This window comes from Yinghuangia sp. YIM S09857 (assembly GCF_051388915.1).
Lineage (GTDB): Bacteria > Actinomycetota > Actinomycetes > Streptomycetales > Streptomycetaceae > Yinghuangia.
The window spans coordinates 133,076-149,751 of the sequence record NZ_JBPKBH010000008.1; the positions used below are offsets into that span (position 1 = coordinate 133,076).

13 protein-coding genes are annotated in these 16,676 nt (G+C 73.6%); 7 read left to right on the plus strand and 6 right to left on the minus strand.

Annotated features, from left to right (window positions below; genetic code table 11):
- Positions 1–196: 196 nt before the first annotated feature.
- Positions 197–952, plus strand: coding sequence for a hypothetical protein (locus ACRX5S_RS19095; RefSeq protein ID WP_436774189.1), 756 nt, complete (start codon positions 197–199; stop codon positions 950–952).
- A gap of 189 nt (positions 953–1,141) precedes the next feature.
- On the opposite strand, the gene ACRX5S_RS19100 is transcribed toward ACRX5S_RS19095, so the two are convergent.
- The gene (locus ACRX5S_RS19100) at positions 1,142–2,821 is read right to left on the minus strand and encodes a BACON domain-containing protein (protein ID WP_436774190.1); all 1,680 of its coding nucleotides are present in this window, start codon (positions 2,819–2,821) and stop codon (positions 1,142–1,144) included.
- 311 nt (positions 2,822–3,132) lie between these two features.
- Positions 3,133–4,812, minus strand: coding sequence for a BACON domain-containing protein (locus ACRX5S_RS19105; protein ID WP_436774191.1), 1,680 nt, complete (start codon positions 4,810–4,812; stop codon positions 3,133–3,135).
- 295 nt (positions 4,813–5,107) lie between these two features.
- Between ACRX5S_RS19105 and radA the strand changes: the two genes are divergently transcribed.
- Both radA and disA read left to right on the plus strand, forming a co-directional pair.
- Complete coding sequence (radA, locus tag ACRX5S_RS19110) at positions 5,108–6,490, plus strand: DNA repair protein RadA (protein ID WP_436774192.1); 1,383 nt, start codon at positions 5,108–5,110, stop codon at positions 6,488–6,490.
- A 107-nt stretch (positions 6,491–6,597) separates the two neighbouring features.
- Positions 6,598–7,704, plus strand: a complete 1,107-nt coding sequence (disA, locus tag ACRX5S_RS19115) for a DNA integrity scanning diadenylate cyclase DisA (protein ID WP_436774193.1) — start codon at positions 6,598–6,600, stop codon at positions 7,702–7,704.
- Between the two features lie 232 nt (positions 7,705–7,936).
- Here disA and ACRX5S_RS19120 read toward each other — a convergent pair whose 3' ends face one another.
- A complete protein-coding gene (locus ACRX5S_RS19120) occupies positions 7,937–8,797 on the minus strand; it encodes a hypothetical protein (protein ID WP_436774194.1) in 861 nt (286 codons plus the stop codon).
- A gap of 182 nt (positions 8,798–8,979) precedes the next feature.
- On the opposite strand from ACRX5S_RS19120, the gene ACRX5S_RS19125 reads away from it, so the two are divergent.
- The 3 genes from ACRX5S_RS19125 to ACRX5S_RS19135 all read left to right on the plus strand — a co-directional run bounded on the left by ACRX5S_RS19125 (position 8,980) and on the right by ACRX5S_RS19135 (position 11,822).
- Entirely contained in the window at positions 8,980–9,870 is an 891-nt protein-coding gene (locus tag ACRX5S_RS19125) for an A/G-specific adenine glycosylase (RefSeq protein WP_436774195.1), read from the plus strand.
- A gap of 282 nt (positions 9,871–10,152) precedes the next feature.
- Positions 10,153–11,046, plus strand: a complete 894-nt coding sequence (locus tag ACRX5S_RS19130; protein ID WP_436774196.1) for a sterol desaturase family protein — start codon at positions 10,153–10,155, stop codon at positions 11,044–11,046.
- Positions 11,043–11,822, plus strand: coding sequence for a lysoplasmalogenase (locus ACRX5S_RS19135; protein WP_436774197.1), 780 nt, complete (start codon positions 11,043–11,045; stop codon positions 11,820–11,822). Before ACRX5S_RS19130 ends, ACRX5S_RS19135 begins: the two co-directional genes overlap by 4 nt.
- Positions 11,823–11,846: 24 nt before the next feature.
- Here ACRX5S_RS19135 and ACRX5S_RS19140 read toward each other — a convergent pair whose 3' ends face one another.
- The 3 genes from ACRX5S_RS19140 to ACRX5S_RS19150 all read right to left on the minus strand — a co-directional run bounded on the left by ACRX5S_RS19140 (position 11,847) and on the right by ACRX5S_RS19150 (position 14,314).
- Positions 11,847–12,227, minus strand: coding sequence for a tetratricopeptide repeat protein (locus tag ACRX5S_RS19140; protein ID WP_436774198.1), 381 nt, complete (start codon positions 12,225–12,227; stop codon positions 11,847–11,849).
- A 138-nt stretch (positions 12,228–12,365) separates the two neighbouring features.
- Positions 12,366–13,148: an SDR family NAD(P)-dependent oxidoreductase gene (locus tag ACRX5S_RS19145; protein ID WP_436774199.1), complete on the minus strand. Its 783-nt coding sequence runs from the start codon at positions 13,146–13,148 to the stop codon at positions 12,366–12,368.
- 251 nt (positions 13,149–13,399) lie between these two features.
- A complete protein-coding gene (locus tag ACRX5S_RS19150) occupies positions 13,400–14,314 on the minus strand; it encodes a TetR/AcrR family transcriptional regulator (protein WP_436774200.1) in 915 nt (304 codons plus the stop codon).
- Between the two features lie 111 nt (positions 14,315–14,425).
- On the opposite strand from ACRX5S_RS19150, the gene ACRX5S_RS19155 reads away from it, so the two are divergent.
- Positions 14,426–16,585 (plus strand): MMPL family transporter, encoded by a 2,160-nt coding sequence (locus tag ACRX5S_RS19155; protein ID WP_436774201.1) that lies wholly within the window; start codon positions 14,426–14,428, stop codon positions 16,583–16,585.
- Positions 16,586–16,676: the final 91 nt, after the last annotated feature.

The following is a 16,676-nucleotide window of genomic DNA, read 5'->3' on the forward strand; positions in this document are numbered from 1 at the left end:
TCGCGTCGCGCCGGACCCCGGCGGCCCGTCCCGGGTGCGTGCGAGGGCGACGCGCGGGGCCACCGCACTGGCAACCGATCGTACTCGCCCCGTACGGCCCGGCCGGAGCGTATGCCGCGGACCGCCGCGGCGGCGGGCGCGCCCGCGCACGGTGAGGTGGCGGAGCGAGGGGCGAACACACGTCTACGCTTGGCCCGTGCCCGAAGTAAGCCTGGATTTCCCCCGAGCCTGGTTCGAGTTCTCCGACCCCGCGCCGCGCGAGGATCCGGAGGACGCCGAGCAGGTGTTCCGCTGTGACCTCACCTGGCTCACGTCGCGCTGGACGTGCGTGTTCGGCAGCGGCTGCCAGGGCATCGCCGCGGGGCGCGCGGCGGACGGCTGCTGCACGCTCGGCGCGCACTGGTCGGACGACGACGACGAGAAGCGCGTCATGGAGTGGGTCGCCCGGCTCACGCCCGAGACGTGGCAGCACCACGCGACCGGCACCGCCGACGGTGTGACGGAGCCGGATGAGGACGACGAGCCGCGCACGCGCCGCGTCGACGGCGCTTGCCTGTTCCTCAACCGCCCCGGCTTCGCCGGCGGCGAGGGCTGCGCCCTGCACGCGCAGGCGCTCCGCGAGGGCCGCCACCCGCTCGAAGCCAAGCCGGACGTCTGCTGGCAACTCCCCATCCGCCGCACCTTCGACTGGGTCGACCGCCCCGACGACACCCGCGTCCTCGTCGTCGGCATCGGCGAATACGACCGCCGAGGCTGGGGCCCCGGCGGCCACGACCTGCACTGGTGGTGCACCGGCGCAACCGAGGCCCACGTAGGCGGCGATCCGGTCTACATCTCCTACGAGCCCGAACTGCGCGAACTCATGGGCGCCCCGGCCTACGAGGAGCTGGCCAAAGCCTGCGAGACCCACATGGCCTCCCGCTACGCCCCCCACCCAGCCGACCCGGCGTAGCGGGGACGGGGACGGGGTCGGACGGGACACCGAGCGGACATCGTGCGCACGGCCGAGATCACGCGGCCGGCGTGCCGGTCGACGTTGCGCGATCTGGCCCGCGACCGCGTGTGCGCGAGGGAGGCTGCCGGGGGGACCTGCGTACAGTCGCGTGACTGCGGCGATTCGGTCGTCCGTCTCCCCGGCCGCTCAGGGCTTGGTGGGAGTGGTGGCCGACGACGTCGGCGTGGTGGTGGGGCTCGACGTTGTGGAGCCGCTGGGGTTGGGGGACGTGGAGGTGTCTCCGCCGGGGTTGGTCTTGCCCTCGATCGTCACCTGCGAATTCCCCGGCTGAATGAGGACGTTCGCGGACCAGGAGCCGTTGGGGGCCTTGGTGGAGTCCACGGTGACGGTCAGTGTCGTGCTTTCGCCGGGGGCCAGGTTGCCCCCGGTGCGGCTGAATCGGAGCCATGCGGCCGATGTCTCCGCGGTCCAGTCGACCGCCACCGGGCCGGTGTTGCGCAGGGTGACGACCGTACGGTCGCGGTCGTGTGCCACCTCGACGACCGGCGCCGTGGCAACCTGCTCCGGCGTGCGGCCGACCGGTGCGGGGTGCTCGTCGGGCGCCGGAGGCGGTGCGACGGGAAGTGGGGCGACCGGTCCGGCGATCGGCGGGTCCGGGGCCGCAGACTGCGCCGCCTGCGCGCCCGAGCGGCCGCCCGGTTGCGGCGCGGCCGGCGGCGGGACCGACGACGGTAGCGGGCGGTTCGCCGGGCTGCCGCCCTGCCGGGCGTCCCCCGCCCCCGTGGTCTCGCGTGTCGTCTTGTCGGACGGCGGATCGACGGTCGTGACGCGCGCCGCCGAGATCGTCGTCGCCCGTACGCGCGCCTCGTCGTTCTGGTGCACGGCCTGCCACAGCGCAATCGCCGGAACCGCCGCGACGATCACCAGCACCGCCGCCGCGACCGCCGTCATCCGGCGCTTCCCCGGTCGCCCGCGCCCCTCCCGGGAGCGGAACACCGGGAACCCCGCACGGTCGAACTCCGCCACTCGCCGCGTCAGTTCGGCCGGCCGGTGGGCCGAGCGGCCGCGCCCCACGTCGCCCAGCACCGCGGTACGCAGTTCCGCCGGCGGCTCGACGGTCGGCAGCGGATGCGGATCCGCCGCCGCGCCGACGATCGGCGCCAGGCGCGCCGCGGCGAGCCGCACATGCGGGCGGCAGCGGCGGCACGCGTCCACGTGTTCCACGAGCCGGTCACGTACGCCCGGAGCCGCCGCGTCCGCGGCCAACCCGGGGCCGTCGGGGCAGCTCACCGCGGCGCGGGCGCCCTCCAGCGCGGCGCGCGTACGGTCCACCTCGTGCCCCGCGTGCAGCAGCGCCCGCCGGGCGTGCTCCTCGTCCCATCCGAGCACCGCCGCGAGCCCCCGGGTCTCCAGACCGTGCCGCACGGACAACTCCAGCGCCTCGCGGTACTCCGGCTCCAGGCCCACCGATTCGGGCCAGGCGAGAAGCGCCAGTTCGCCCCGCTCGCGCGCGGCGCGGCGGCCCTGCACCGGGATGGTGCCGGAGGCGGAGAGTCCGTCGGGCTCCGGCGCCGGCACCGGGAGGTCGACGGGGCCGCCGCCGTCCAGGCGTACGAGGCATTCGTAGCGCGCCAGGGCGTACAGCCACGGCTTGAGCAGGCCCAGGTCGGGCAGGCGTCCGATGTGCCGGTCGGCGAGGACGAAGCTGCTGCGCAGCGCGGACGCCGCGGCGGTGTGATCGCGCAACACGGACAGGCAATACGTGTAGAGCCCCTCCGCGTATGCGTCGTATGCCGCGCGCCCCCAAGACTGTGCTGCGTGGGGCGTCGCCACCGAGGCCGCTCCCGTCGTCACCGATTCCGTCACACGGGCGAACGTAGGCGGCGCACACCCCGGAACTCAGGTGAATTGCACTTTCATACGTCTTTCGGGATCGATAATCACACTTCCGAGTGAATCGCATTAGCTGGTGACGCGTATCGGGTCAAGTCGGACGGTTTGTCGGCCCCGACACCGCGTCGACACCGCCGCAAAGGCACACGGAACGGACCCGGGTGGCGAAAGCCGGTAGCGGAGCGGGCCGCCACGCGGCGCGAAACCCGGTGACGGAACAGACCGCCACGCCGGGCGAAACCGGTGGCGGAACAGGCCGCCACGGCAGCCGCAAGCCGTCCCCGCTACCTGCCCGGCCCGGAGACGGTCACCGTCTGACCCCCGGGCCCGACCGTGATGACGGCCGTGGCGGTGCGTCCCGCGGGCGCCTTGCTCCGGTCCCACGTGACCGTGACCGAGGCCGTGCCGGCCGACCGCAGCGTCCCGGAGGTCCGCGACACCGTGACCCACGGTGCCGACACGCCGAGCGACCAGGTGATCTGCCCGCCGACGGCCGAAAGGCGCAGCGTCCCGGACGCGTTCCCCGGCGTGAACGCGAGGTTCGGCGTCAGGACGACCACCCGGGCGCCGCCGGCCCCCGGCGCGCCGCCGTCGTCCGCCCCGGCGATCCGGGCCCCTCCCTGGCCCGTCCCCGGCCCGTTCCCCGGCCCGCCGTCCGGGCCGTTCTGCTGCCCGCCGTTGCCCTTCGGCCCACCCGAGGACGGAGGCAGGGATCCGGGCGGGCGCGACGCGGTCGCCGACGGCTTCCCGGTCGACGGAACCGCGGTGCCCGGCGCGGTCGGCGACGCGGCGGCCGACGTCGGCGCCTCCACCGCGGCCCCGGGCACCCCCGCACCGGCAATGCCCGGCTCCGGCAGCGTGCCAGGCGTCTGCCCCGGCTGCGAGGCCAGCGCGACGGGTGCGTTGCCGCGGTCCTCCGCGTCGGCGGACCCGTCCGAGGCGACCAGGGCGACGATCATGAGCAGGCCGGCGGCGGCCGCCACCGCCGCCGTCGCGAGCGGGGCCCGGCCGCGGCGGCGCGTACGCGGGAACCCGTCGCGCCCGGCGCGCACCGCGCGCGCGACCACCAGCCCGTGTCCGTGCGCGCCGCGTGCGCCGCGCGCCGAGGTGCGCAACAGCGCCGCGCGCACCGACAGCGGCGCCGGGCGGGCGGGCCCGGTGGCCACGAGCGCATCCACGACATCCGCGTCCGACGCCGCCGGTGCTGTAGCCGGGAGAGTTTGCCGGGGACCGGTGAACCCTCCCGGTCGCAGCACCAGTTCGGGCCGGAACGGCGCACACGACTCGCAGGAGTCGATGTGCAGCTCCGCCGGCACCCGCAGCCTGCTCTCGATCGGTTCCGGCAGCGTCGCGCCGGACACCACGCCGGTCGGCAGCAGCACCGCGAGTTCCGCGCACTCCTGGTCCGGGTGCACGCACACCGCATGGACGCGCAGGCACGTCGCGAACTGCTCGCGCCCGCGCTCCGCAAGCCGCTCGGCCTGGCGCTCCGACACGCCCAGCACCCGGGCGAGTTCGACGGGTTCCAGGCCGTGCCGGACGGACAGTTCCAGGGCTTCCCGCTCGGGCGCGTCGACGCCGGCCAGCGCGACGGGGACCAGCGGGAGGAGCCGGGCGCGGTCGCGTACCGCCCCCAGGACCACCACGTTGGGCCGCCAGACCTGACCGGATTCAGCCGCCGCAGCCGCCGTCGCCGCCGAGTCCCGGCCGTGCGGCCGCGCTCCCCCGTGCCGCACGCACTCGCTCCGGGCGACGGCGTACATCAGCGCGCGCAACTGCGCGTCGCCGTTCAGCCCGGCCGCCCGCGCGCGGACGACCACCACTGTGTCGTGCACGATCTCCCCGGCTATGCGTTCGTCGCCGGTTATCGTGCGGCAGTACGCGAACAGCCCGTCCGCGTACGCGTCATAGAGTTCCGCGACGCCCTCGGGCGTCCCCTTTTCGTGGCCGCGCGCAAGCGCCACGGCAAGACCGGCCCCCACGACCGGTGCACCCCCACCATGCATGAGGCCACACCGTACGCACGAGGCGACCGCACCACTACGGTTTTGGCGGACGACCACCCGATTCCAGTCTTCCTGTCACAATCCCTTGACTGTTCCGCGATCCTGCGCGCTCCCAAATGCGGGCGTTCCCCGCGATCCGCATCGCGCGACCGGTCGCACCCGCCACCGCCGACCGCACTTCGAACGCGACCGCGAACCCCACCCGACCGTGTCGGCTGTCCCCGTGTCGGCCCCGGCGGCTACCGTGCCGCACATGGCCAAGACCACGTCGGCGTCCGCCAAGGCGCGTCCCTCGTACCGCTGCACCGAGTGCGGGTGGACCACGCCCAAGTGGCTCGGCCGCTGCCCCGAGTGCCACGCCTGGGGCACCGTCGAGGAGTTCGGCGCGCAATCGAAGCTCCGCACCGTCACCGCCGGACCGGTCACCTCGCCCGCGCTGCCCATCCCGCGCATCGACGTCGAGGCGGCGCGCTTCCACACCACCGGCGTCGACGAACTCGACCGGGTGCTGGGCGGCGGCGTGGTGCCGGGTGCGGTGATCCTGCTGGCCGGCGAGCCGGGCGTCGGCAAGTCGACGCTGCTGCTGGACGTCGCGAGCGCGTTCGCCACCCCGCAGGCGCCCACGCTGTACATCACCGGCGAGGAGTCCGCGTCGCAGGTGCGGCTGCGCGCCGGGCGCATCGGCGCGCTCAACGAACACCTGTACCTGGCCGCGGAGACCGACCTCTCGGCGCTGCTCGGCCACGTCGACGCGGTCAAGCCCGCGCTGCTGGTGGTCGACTCGGTGCAGACCATCGCGTCCCCGGAGATCGACGGCGCCCCCGGCGGCGTGTCCCAGGTACGCGAGGTCGCGGGCGGGCTGATCCGCATCGCCAAGGAACGCGGCATCGCCACGATCATCGTCGGGCACGTCACGAAGGACGGCTCGATCGCGGGCCCGCGCCTGCTGGAACACCTCGTCGACGTCGTGCTGCACTTCGAGGGCGACCGGCACGCGCGCCTGCGCCTGGTCCGGGCGATCAAGAACCGGTACGGCGCCGCCGACGAGGTCGGCTGCTTCGAGCTGCATGACGAGGGCATCAAGGGCCTCGCCGACCCGAGCGGGCTCTTCCTGACCCAGCGCAAGGAGCCGGTCGCGGGCACCTGCGTGACGGTCACGCTGGAGGGCAAGCGCCCGCTGGTCGCCGAGGTGCAGGCGCTCGTGGCGCCGTCCCAGATCCCCACGCCACGCCGGGCCACCTCGGGGCTGGACTCGGCGCGCATGTCGATGGTGCTGGCCGTGCTGGAGCGGCGCGGTGGCGTACGGCTGGACAAGACGGAGATCTACACCGCGACGGTAGGGGGCGTACGCCTGACCGAGCCCGCCGCCGACCTGGCCGCCGCGCTGGCCCTCGCGGGGGCCGCCGCCGACCATCCGCTCCCCGCCAAACTCGTCGCGGTCGGCGAGGTCGGGCTGGCCGGCGAGGTGCGCCGGGTGACCGGCGTGCAGCGGCGGCTGGCGGAGGCGCACCGGCTCGGATTCACGCACGCGCTGGTGCCCCCGGACCCCGGAAAGGTGCCCGACGGCATGCGCGTCACGGAAGTGGCGGACATCTCCGAGGCGCTGCGCGCATTCTCCCTTGTGTCTCACCGGTAGACTTTTCCACCGATCTTTCTCAGCGGCAGCGGGGCCGTCACCCGGGACGACCTCCGGACCGGGCCCGGCCGCCGCAGCCGGGGACGGCGACGACCACGGGGAGTTCTGTGGCAACGAATGACCGGACCGACAAGGGCGCGACCGATCAGGCCCTGGTACGGGCTTCGCTGATGGCGGTGGCGCCGGGCACGGCCCTGCGCGACGGCCTGGAACGCATCCTGCGCGGGAACACCGGCGGCCTGATCGTCCTCGGCTTCGACAAGACCGTCGAATCGCTGTGCACCGGCGGGTTCGTGCTGGATGTCGAGTTCTCCGCGACCCGGCTGCGCGAGCTGTGCAAGCTGGACGGCGCGCTGGTGGTCGACAAGGACTTCAGCAAGATCGTGCGGGCGGGCGTGCAACTGGTCCCGGACCCGTCGATCCCCACCGAGGAGACGGGCACGCGGCACCGCACGGCCGAGCGCGTCAACAAGCAGACCGGGTACCCGGTCGTCTCGGTGAGCCAGTCGATGCGCCTGATCGCGCTGTACGTCAACGGCCGCCGCTACGTCCTGGAGGACTCCGCGGCGATCCTGTCGCGGGCCAACCAGGCCCTGGCCACGCTGGAGCGCTACAAGCTGCGCCTCGACGAGGTGGCCGGCACGCTCTCCGCGCTGGAGATCGAGGACCTGGTCACGGTGCGCGACGTGTGCGCGGTCTCCCAGCGGTTGGAGATGGTGCGCCTGATCGCCCGTGAGATCGACGGGTACGTCACCGAGTTGGGCACCGACGGCCGCCTCCTCGCACTCCAGCTCGAGGAGTTGATCGCCGGGGTCGAGCCGGACCGCTCGCTGGTGTCGCGCGACTACATCCCGGAGCGGGCGCTGAAGCGGGGCCGCACCGAGACGGACGTCCTCGACGAGCTCGACGGCCTGACGCACACCGACCTGCTGGACCTGCCGACGGTGGCCCGGGCGCTCGGCTTCACGTCGAGCGCCGAGGTCCTCGACTCGGCGGTCAGCCCGCGCGGCTACCGCCTGCTCGCCAAGGTGCCGCGCCTGCCACCGGTGGTCATCGAGCGCCTGGTGGAGCACTTCGGCGGCCTCCAGAAGCTGCTGGCCGCGAGCGTCGACGACCTCCAGGCCGTCGACGGCGTCGGCGAAGCCCGGGCGCGCAGCGTCCGCGAGGGCCTGTCCCGCCTCGCCGAGTCGTCCATCCTGGAACGGTACGTCTGACCCACGCGCCCGCCCGACGGCGCCGTACCCCGGCCCGCCGGACCCGTGACATGCGAACGCCCCCACCGGATCCCGGCGGGGGCGTTCGCATGTGCTCGTCTGTCCTCACCCGGCGCCTGCCGGACGGCCCACGGCCAACTGGCGGCGAACCCGGCGGGCCTACCCGGGCCGCGCGTTCGCACCGCGAGTGCCCGAGACCGCCCGGGTCACACCGCCGGGCGCCGGCCGTGCGCTACTGCGCCACCAGCCACTTGTACGGCTGGCTGGCCCACTGCATGCCGATCACCTTGCCGGTGGCGCTGAACAGCGCGCCCGGGGGCGGGGTGTTCAGGGTCGGGGCGGGACCGGTGCAGCGGGCGGGGTCGCTGCGGGTCCAGTTCCAGGTCCAGGTACGGCTGACCGACTTGCCGGGCTGGATCTGGGTGATCTCCTGGCCGCCGGACGCGCAGTCGGCGGGCGACCAGATGCGGTCGTTGCCGGAGCGGATCTCGACGGTGGCGATGCGCTGCGACATGTCCACCGCGCAGGTCTCGCGTCCGGTGTTGCGCACCTCCAGGGTCAGCTTCACCTGCTCTCCGACCCGGAACTTGGTGTCCTGCGGCCGGTCCCCGATCACGACGACCTCCGCATTGCCCGGGAACTGGCAGGCGAGCATGCCGTTCACCGTCGCCCCGCCGGGCGGCGCCGGGGGCTGCTGCTGGCCGGGCGGCGGGGTCTGGCTCGCCCCGGGGTTCGCACCCGGGACCGTACCGCCGTTGGCCGCACCCGGATTGCCGCCGGCACCGGGGTTCGCGCCGCCGCTGGGGCTGCCGGTGGTCCCGCCGCTGGGCGCCGGGGCGCCGGGCGAACCGGTGGACGGGCCGCCGTTGGCCGCGCCGTCGTTCGGGCCGGGCCCGATCGGCGCCGGCGAGCCGGAGCCCGTCGGTGCGGTGCTCTCGGCGGCGGCGTTCTTCTTGTCGTCGTCCCCGCCCCCGGCGGTGCACGCCCACGCCACGAGCGCGATCAGAACGGCGAGGCCGACCAGCACGATCGCCCGTCGGCGCCAGTACACGGACGGGGGCAGATGGCCAACAGGGCGGGTCACAGATTCCACCTGGCAACTCTATGTGTCGCGGTTACGCCGTCTGGCGCAGCCGCGCCGGTTCCGACGTGGGATTTTGGATGTTGAGACGGGTTCTCGCGGACGCTTTCCGGCAAACCCCCGCAAGCCTCCCGGGTGTTCCCGAGTTCCCTCGTACGAGTGACCTCCCGGGACGTGGGAGGATCGGTCCCGTCATGCCGCACGCACTCAACGAACCCGTGATCGCCTGGTACGCGGAGAACGCCCGCGACCTGCCGTGGCGGACCCCCGACTCCTCGGCGTGGGCCGTCATGGTCAGCGAATTCATGCTCCAGCAGACCCCGGTCAGCCGGGTCCTGCCGATGTACGAGGCGTGGTTGGCCCGTTGGCCCACCCCGACCGCGCTCGCCGACGACGAGCCCGGCGAGGCGGTGCGTGCGTGGGGCCGCCTCGGCTACCCGCGCCGCGCGCTGCGGCTGCACGGCGCCGCGACCGCGATCCGCGACCGACACAAGGGCGAAGTCCCGGACGAGCACGAGAAGTTGCTCGCACTGCCCGGCGTCGGCGAGTACACCGCCGCCGCCGTGGCGTCCTTCGCGTTCCGCCAGCGGCACGCGGTCCTCGACACCAACGTGCGGCGCGTGTTCGCCCGGGCCGTCGACGGGACCGAATACCCGCCGCAGTCCACCACCGCCGCCGAACGCCGCACCGCGACCGAGGCCATGCCGGACGCCGACGAGACCGCCGCGACCTGGGCGGTGGCCGTCATGGAGCTGGGCGCCCTGGTCTGCACCGCCCGCACACCGCGCTGCGCCGACTGCCCGGTCGCCGCGCTGTGCGCGTGGCGCCTGGCCGGGAAGCCCGCGTACGACGGCCCGCCGCGCCGCGGCCAGACGTACGCCGGCACGGACCGCCAGGTGCGCGGCAAGCTCCTCGCCGTGCTGCGCGAGGCCGAAGGGCCGGTCCCGCAGGGCCGGTTGGACGCCGTGTGGGACGAACCCGTCCAGCGTGCCCGCGCGTTGGACGGCCTGGTCGCCGACGGCCTGGTCGAGCCGGTCGCGGACGGCGTGTACCGGCTGCCCACAGGCGCACCCGTTTCCCCGTAGCGCTCCCGCCGCGACGCCTGGCCTCGGTGCGGGGCAGGTGAGTTCACGGTCGCGGTCCGCGGGCGGAGTCGGACTCGTGCGCGAGGGTGAGCGCCTGATCCAAGTACTGCTGAAACGGGCCGGCGGCCTACGGCGCGAGCGCCCGGGCTCCCGCTGTCCGCCGCCGACGTCGGGCGTCGACGCCCGTCTCCGGCCCATCGACCGCTCCAAGGACTACCGGCGGTAACACCACCGCCCCGACAGCCCTTCCGCTCCGCCCTACCCGCGAGTAATCTCTGCGTCATGGACCTCACCACGTACGCGATCCCGGCCTTCGTGCTGCTGCTCGCCGTGGAGATCCTGGCGTACCGGTTCGCGCCCGACGACGACCGCCGGGGGTACGCGCCCAAGGACACCGCCACCAGCCTGTCGATGGGCCTCGGCAGCATCGCCGCCAACCTCGGCTGGGGCCTGCTCGCGATCATCGTCTGGTCGGCGGCTTTCGACGCGACGCCGCTCGACGTGCCCGGCACGTGGTGGGGCTGGGCGCTCGCCGTGCTCGCGGTGGACTTCTTCTACTACTGGGAACACCGTGCGATGCACGAGATCCGCCTGCTGTGGGCGAGCCACGTCGTGCACCACTCCAGCCGCCACTACAACCTCTCGACCGCGCTGCGGCAGAGCTGGACGGGTGCCCACCACCTGGTGTTCATGGCGCCCGTCGCGCTGCTCGGGTTCGAGCCCGCGATGGTGTTCGCGGCGTACTCGGTGAACCTGATCTACCAGTTCTGGATCCACACCGAGCGCATCGGCAAGCTGTGGCGGCCGGTCGAGTACGTGATCAACACGCCCTCGCACCACCGCGTGCACCACGGCTCCAACCGGCAGTACCTGGACCGCAATTACGGCGGGATCCTGATCGTCTGGGACCGGCTGTTCCGCTCGTTCGAGCCGGAGGGCGAGAAGGTCGACTACGGGCTGACCAAGAACATCTCGACGTACAACCCGCTGCGCGTGGCCTTCCACGAGTACTGGGCGATCGGCCGGGACATGCGGCACGCGGCCTCCTGGCGCGAGCGGTTCGGGCGCGTGTTGCGGGGTCCGGGCTGGAGCCCGTCGGCCGGCGCGGCGCCGGACCGGGACGCGGCAGCGGAGTCGGCGCGTCCCGGCACACGGTCCGCAGGGGTCGTCGCGTGAGGGCGGCCCGGCTGTTCCGGCGCATTGGCGCGAAGGGGCTCGTGGCCGCGTACCTCGCACTCGGCGTCGTCGACTCGGTGCTTGCCGCCGCCGACGTCGGGGCGGTGCGCTGGGCGACGAAGCCGCTGCTGATGCCGGTGCTCGCGGCGTACGTCGTGGCGTCCGCCCGGCGCGGCACCGACCTGCGACTGCCGCTGATCGCGCTCGCGGGCGGATTCGTGGGCGACGTTGGGCTGCTGCCGGACCGCGAGGCGCTGTTCATGCTCGGCATGGCCGGGTTCGCGGCGGGGCACGTCGCGTACATCCGTGCCTTCGACCGCGCGGGCGCGCGGGCCCGGCTCGCCCGGAAGCCGTGGGTGCCGGTCGCCTACGGCACGGCGTGGGCGGCCATGATCGCCGTGCTGTGGGGCGGGCTGGACGACCTGCTCGTACCGGTAATCGGCTACAGCCTGCTGCTGACCGCCATGGCGGTCTTCGCGGCCGGGCTGGACGGACGCACGGCCCTCGGCGGCGCGCTGTTCCTGCTGTCCGACGCGCTGATCGCGTTCGGCATCGCGGACGTCGACGCCTTCCCCGGCCAGGACGCGCTGGTCATGCCGCTCTACATCGCCGCGCAACTGCTGCTGACGAGCACGTGGGCGCGGTGGCCGTTCGGCACCCGGGGCACTGCCGCAAACACGCCCGTGGACGCCACCACAGACGCGACCACAGACGCCACCACAGACAGCGGCCCCGGACGCACAACGGCGGCGGACCGAGGGCCCGCCGCCGTCTGACCGCGCGTCAGATCAAGACCCGCGTCACTCCTCGTGCGGCGCCGGCATGTGGCGCCAGGCAGCCGTGACGTACTCGGGCTCCGGGCACATCGCCGCCGCCAGCCGGAAGTACGGCCCGGCCTCGGCCGCGCGCCCGGCACGCTCCAGCGTGCGCCCGAGCGCGTGCAGCGCCCACGCCTCGCGCGGGTCCAGCTCCACGACCCGGCGCAGCGTCGCCTCGGCGCGGCCGAGCTGCGCCGAACCGAAGTACGCGCGCGCGGCCAGCAACTGCACGGACAGGTTGTCCCGCTCGGCCTCCAGGGCCGGTTCGATCAGCTTGAGGGCGCCAAGGGGGTCGCGGGCGTCGACGAGTTCCTGCGCCCAGCGGTAGTTCTCCACGGTCATGCCGGACATCTGCGTCGTCACGTTCGCTCCTTTCGGCGATCCCGGGCCTGTGCGGCCCTCCCAAGGTGTTCGGGACATGGGCGTCAACCGAAACGCGTGCGGTTCTGTTCCGCAAGCGAATTGCGCGGCCGTGTCTTCGGCTCCCGCCGGGCCCGCGCGTCAGCGGGCGCTGAGGCCGCCGTCCGCCACGTACGTCCCGCCGGTCAGGAACGACGCCCGGTCGGAGAGCAGGAACGCGACCAACTCGGCGATCTCCGGCGGCCGGGCGAACCGGTCCAGCGGGTGCTGCGCCCGCATCACGGCCTTGGCGTCGTCGTCGAAGACGTCCAGCAGCGGGGTGTCCACGCAGCCGGGGGCGACCGCGTTGACGCGGATGCCCCGGTCGGCGTACTCCAGGGCCGCGCAGCGGGTGAGGCCGACGACGGCGTGCTTGGCGGCGACGTACGGCGCGGCGCGGTCGGTGCCGACGACACCGTGCACCGAGGACACGTTGACGATCGCCCCGCCGTCGCCGTGGTCGAGGATCGCCGGGATCTGGTACCGCATGCCGTGGAACACGCCGTCGAGGTCGACGCCGAGCACACGCGCCCACGCGTCGAGCGGGTAGTCGGCCAGCTCCGCGACGGGCCCTGCGACACCGGCGTTGTTGACGGCGAGGTGGAGGCCGCCGTACGCCTCGACCGTCGCGGCCACCAGGGCCTCGACCGAGTCGGCCCGGGCCACGTCGACCGGCATCGCCCGCGCCCGGCCGCCCGCGTCGTTGATCCTCGCGGCGGTGCGCGCGGCCCCGAGGTCGTCGATGTCCGCGACGACCACGTGCGCCCCGCCGAGCGCGAGCAGGTAGGCGACGGAAGCCCCGATCCCGGAAGCCGCCCCGGTCACCAACGCGGTGCGCCCCGTGAACTCGGGATCCCCGGCGTACCCGGCTATCTCACTGCCCATAGAGCCCACCATCACACCGGCTCCCACCCCGGACACCCGCACGGACCCGAACGGGTGCCGGGTGAGGGAGCCGGGGAGGCGGCGGCGGAGACACGTGCCGAAGGGCCAGGGCACGGGCGGACGACCCCGAGGGCGCCGAGAGCGGATGCGGCGTGCGGATGGGCACGGCAGCCGCTCCCCCGCTCCCATCACACCGGCTGTCCACCGTGCCCCGGCGTGGCGGGGGCACGGTGGACAGCACACACCCCGCCTCAGGCGTACGGCGAGCTGATCTCCCCACCGACGCGGCCCGCCGGGACGATGCCGTGGAAGGCCACGTCGAACGAGCGCTGGATCGCGGCCTCGCGGGCCTCCTCCGGCAGATCGGCGAGGTTCGTGTCGATGAGGAGCATCGCAATGCCGTGCACCGAGCCCCACAAAGCGATGTCCATGAACGGCCTGCGCTCGGGCGCCAGCACCCCCTCCGCGACGAGGGTGTCCAGCGCGTCGGCCATCGTCATGTACGACTCGTCGCCCTCCTTGGCGGGCGGCGCCTCCTCGGCCGCCAGCGAGAGCGCGGTCCGCCCGCCGTTCCGGTTCTCGCGGAAGATCAGCCGGAACAGCCCCGGTTCGGCGAGGGCGAAGCGCACGTAGCCCGCTCCCGCCGCGGCGATGCGCCGCAGGGCCTCGTCCGCGGGATCGCTGCTCGGCGGCTTGGCCCCCAGCTCGGCGCGGACCGCCCTGGCCATCAACAGCGACGCCTGGTGTTTCACCGCCTCGACCAGGTCGCCGTGGTTCTCGAAGTGCCGGTAGGCGGCGGTGGACGAGACCCCGGTGGCACGCGCGACCTCGCGCAGCACGAGCGCGTCGGGCCCGCCCGACCGGACCAGTTCCATACCCGCCTCGACCAACGCGTTCCGCAGGTCGCCGTGGTGGTACGCCCGGCGCGTGCCCCGCGCCGCCGCACGCCCACCTCGCGGCGCCCCCCGGCCCGCATCCCGGCCCGCGTCCTGGCCCGCGTTCTGGCCCGCGTTCTGGCCCTGGTACTGGCCCGCGTCCTGGCCGGCCGGTTCCGGTGGAGCCCCGCTCCCGCTCGTACCCTCGCCCGTACCTCTGCCTGCGCTCCGGTCCGCGTCCGCGTCCGCCGACCCGTTGGGCCCCTGGTCCGCCCGCTCTCTCGGTGTCACTCCTACCGCCTCCGAACTTGATCTGCGCCTCCATGTTGACAGCGACAACATTGGATGCCAAGTTATCAGTGCAAACAATGTTGACGGCATAAACATCCCGGATGGTGGGCCATGCTAGAGCGCATCGGCAGAATCGCCGCGCATCGCGCACGTACAGTCCTCGTCACCTCGCTCCTCCTCCTGATCGCCGCGGCCGTCGCCGGATTCGGCGCCTTCGGCGTGCTGAAGGGGGAAGGCTTCAACGACCCCGCCTCCGAGTCGTACAAGGCCGACGAGCTCATCGAGCAGACGTTCGGCCAGTCGCCCAGCCTGGTCGTGGAGGTGCAGGCCAGGAGCGGGTCCGTGGACGACCCCGCGGTGGCCGACGCGGGCCGGCGGCTGACCGACGCACTCGGCGGGGCCGAGGACTTCAAGGGCGCGATCTCCTACTGGTCGACCGGCGCGCCCGTGCTCAAGTCGGAGGACGGCACGAAGGCCCTGGTCATCGCCCAGACCGACGAGGACGTCGCCGAACTCCCGTCGTCGGTCCGCGACGCCATGGCCGCCGACCTCGGCGACGGCGGCACCATCTCGGTCCAGCTCGGCGGCGGCGCGGCGCTCGGACCGGAGGTCAACGCCCAGGTCGGCAAGAGCCTCGCGATCGCCGAGGCGATCGCCGTGCCGATCACCCTCATCCTGCTCGTGCTGGCGTTCGGCAGCGTGGTCGCGGCCCTGGTGCCGCTCGCCATCGGATTCGTGGCGATCCTGGGCACGTTCGGCGAGTTGTTCGTGCTCGGCAACCTCACCGACGTCTCGATCTTCTCGATCAACCTGACCACCGCCCTCGGCCTCGGGCTGGCCATCGACTACGGCCTGCTGATCGTCGCCCGGCACCGTGAACTGCTCGCCGGGGGCGCGACCGTCGAGGAGGCCGTCGTACGCACCGTGCAGACGGCCGGGCGCACCATCGTCTTCTCGGCCGCGACCGTCGCCGCGGCCCTCGCGGTGCTGCTCGTCTTCCCGATGTACTTCCTGCGGTCCTTCGCGTACGCCGGCATCGGCGTCGTCATCATCTCCGCACTCGGCGGCCTCTTCATCGCCCCGGCCCTCCTCGCGGTGCTCGGACCGCGCGTCGAGTACGGCCGCATCCGCGGCATCAAGGGCGTGCAGGGCGCGGAGACCCCGTTCTGGTCCGGCCTCGCGAGCGGTGTCGCCCGGCGGCCCGTCCTCGCGGCGCTGCCGGTGCTCGCGGTGCTGCTGTTCGCCGCGTCCCCGCTGCTGGGGGTTAAGTTCGGCACCCCGGACGACCGCGTGCTGCCCAAGGACAGCGCCATGCACCAGGTCGGCGACTCACTCCGCGAGGACTACGCGAGCAACGAGGAGAACACCCTCGAAATCGTCGTGACCGGCGCGGGCGCGAACGGCAGCCTGGCGGCGTACGCCTCCGAGGTCTCCGCGCTGCCCGGCGTCGCCCGGGTCGACACCTCCACCGCCACCTTCGCGTCCGGCAACCCGGCCGGCGGGCGCCCGAACCCGGACATGGCCCGCCCCGACGCGCAACTGCTGTCCGTCGTGACGACGGTGGCCCCGAAGTCGGACGCGGCACAGGACCTCGTACGCGACATCCGCGCGGTGCCAGGCGCGCCCGACACCCGCACCCTCGTCGGCGGCGACGACGCCCAACTCGTCGACACCAAGGCCGCCATCGCCGACCGCATCCCGCTCGCCGCCGGACTGATCGCGCTCAGCACGTTCATCCTGCTCTTCCTGTTCACCGGCAGCGTCGTGCAGCCCCTGCGCGCGCTGGTGCTGAACGGCCTGAGCATCGCGGCGGCGATGGGCGTGACCGTGTGGGTCTTCCAGGACGGGCACTTCGCGGACTTCCTCGGCTTCACCCCGATGCCGATGGACACCTCGATGACGGTGCTGCTCTTCTGCATCGCCTTCGGACTGTCCATGGACTACGAGGTGTTCGTGATCAGCCGCATCAAGGAGCTGCACGACCAGGGCTATTCGGGCGAGGAGGCGGTCACGCACGGCCTGGCGCGCACCGGCCGCATCGTGAGCACCGCCGCGGTGCTGCTCGCGGTCACCTTCGTGGCCTTCATGACCAGCTCCGTCAGCTTCCTCCAACTCTTCGGACTGGGCGCCGCGTTGGCGATCCTGATCGACGCCACGCTGGTCCGCGGCATCCTGGTGCCGGCGACCATGAAGCTGCTGGGCCCGGCGGCCTGGTACGCGCCGAAGGGCATGCAGAAGGTTCACGAAAGGGTCGGCGTCAGCGAAGGCTGACCCGCCGACCGACACCCGGACTCCCGGCCGGCCGACCGGGACGGCCGGCCGGGACCAGTGTGGTGGCCACCGGCCGCGGGGGGGGGGGGGG

Coding starts and splice junctions, on each gene's coding strand:
- radA (WP_436774192.1), top strand. CDS start 5,108: ATGGCCAAGACCACGTCGGCGTCCGCCAAGGCGCGTCCCTCGTACCGC.
- ACRX5S_RS19155 (WP_436774201.1), top strand. CDS start 14,426: ATGCTAGAGCGCATCGGCAGAATCGCCGCGCATCGCGCACGTACAGTC.
- ACRX5S_RS19130 (WP_436774196.1), top strand. CDS start 10,153: ATGGACCTCACCACGTACGCGATCCCGGCCTTCGTGCTGCTGCTCGCC.
- ACRX5S_RS19125 (WP_436774195.1), top strand. CDS start 8,980: ATGCCGCACGCACTCAACGAACCCGTGATCGCCTGGTACGCGGAGAAC.
- ACRX5S_RS19145 (WP_436774199.1), bottom strand. CDS start 13,148: ATGGGCAGTGAGATAGCCGGGTACGCCGGGGATCCCGAGTTCACGGGG.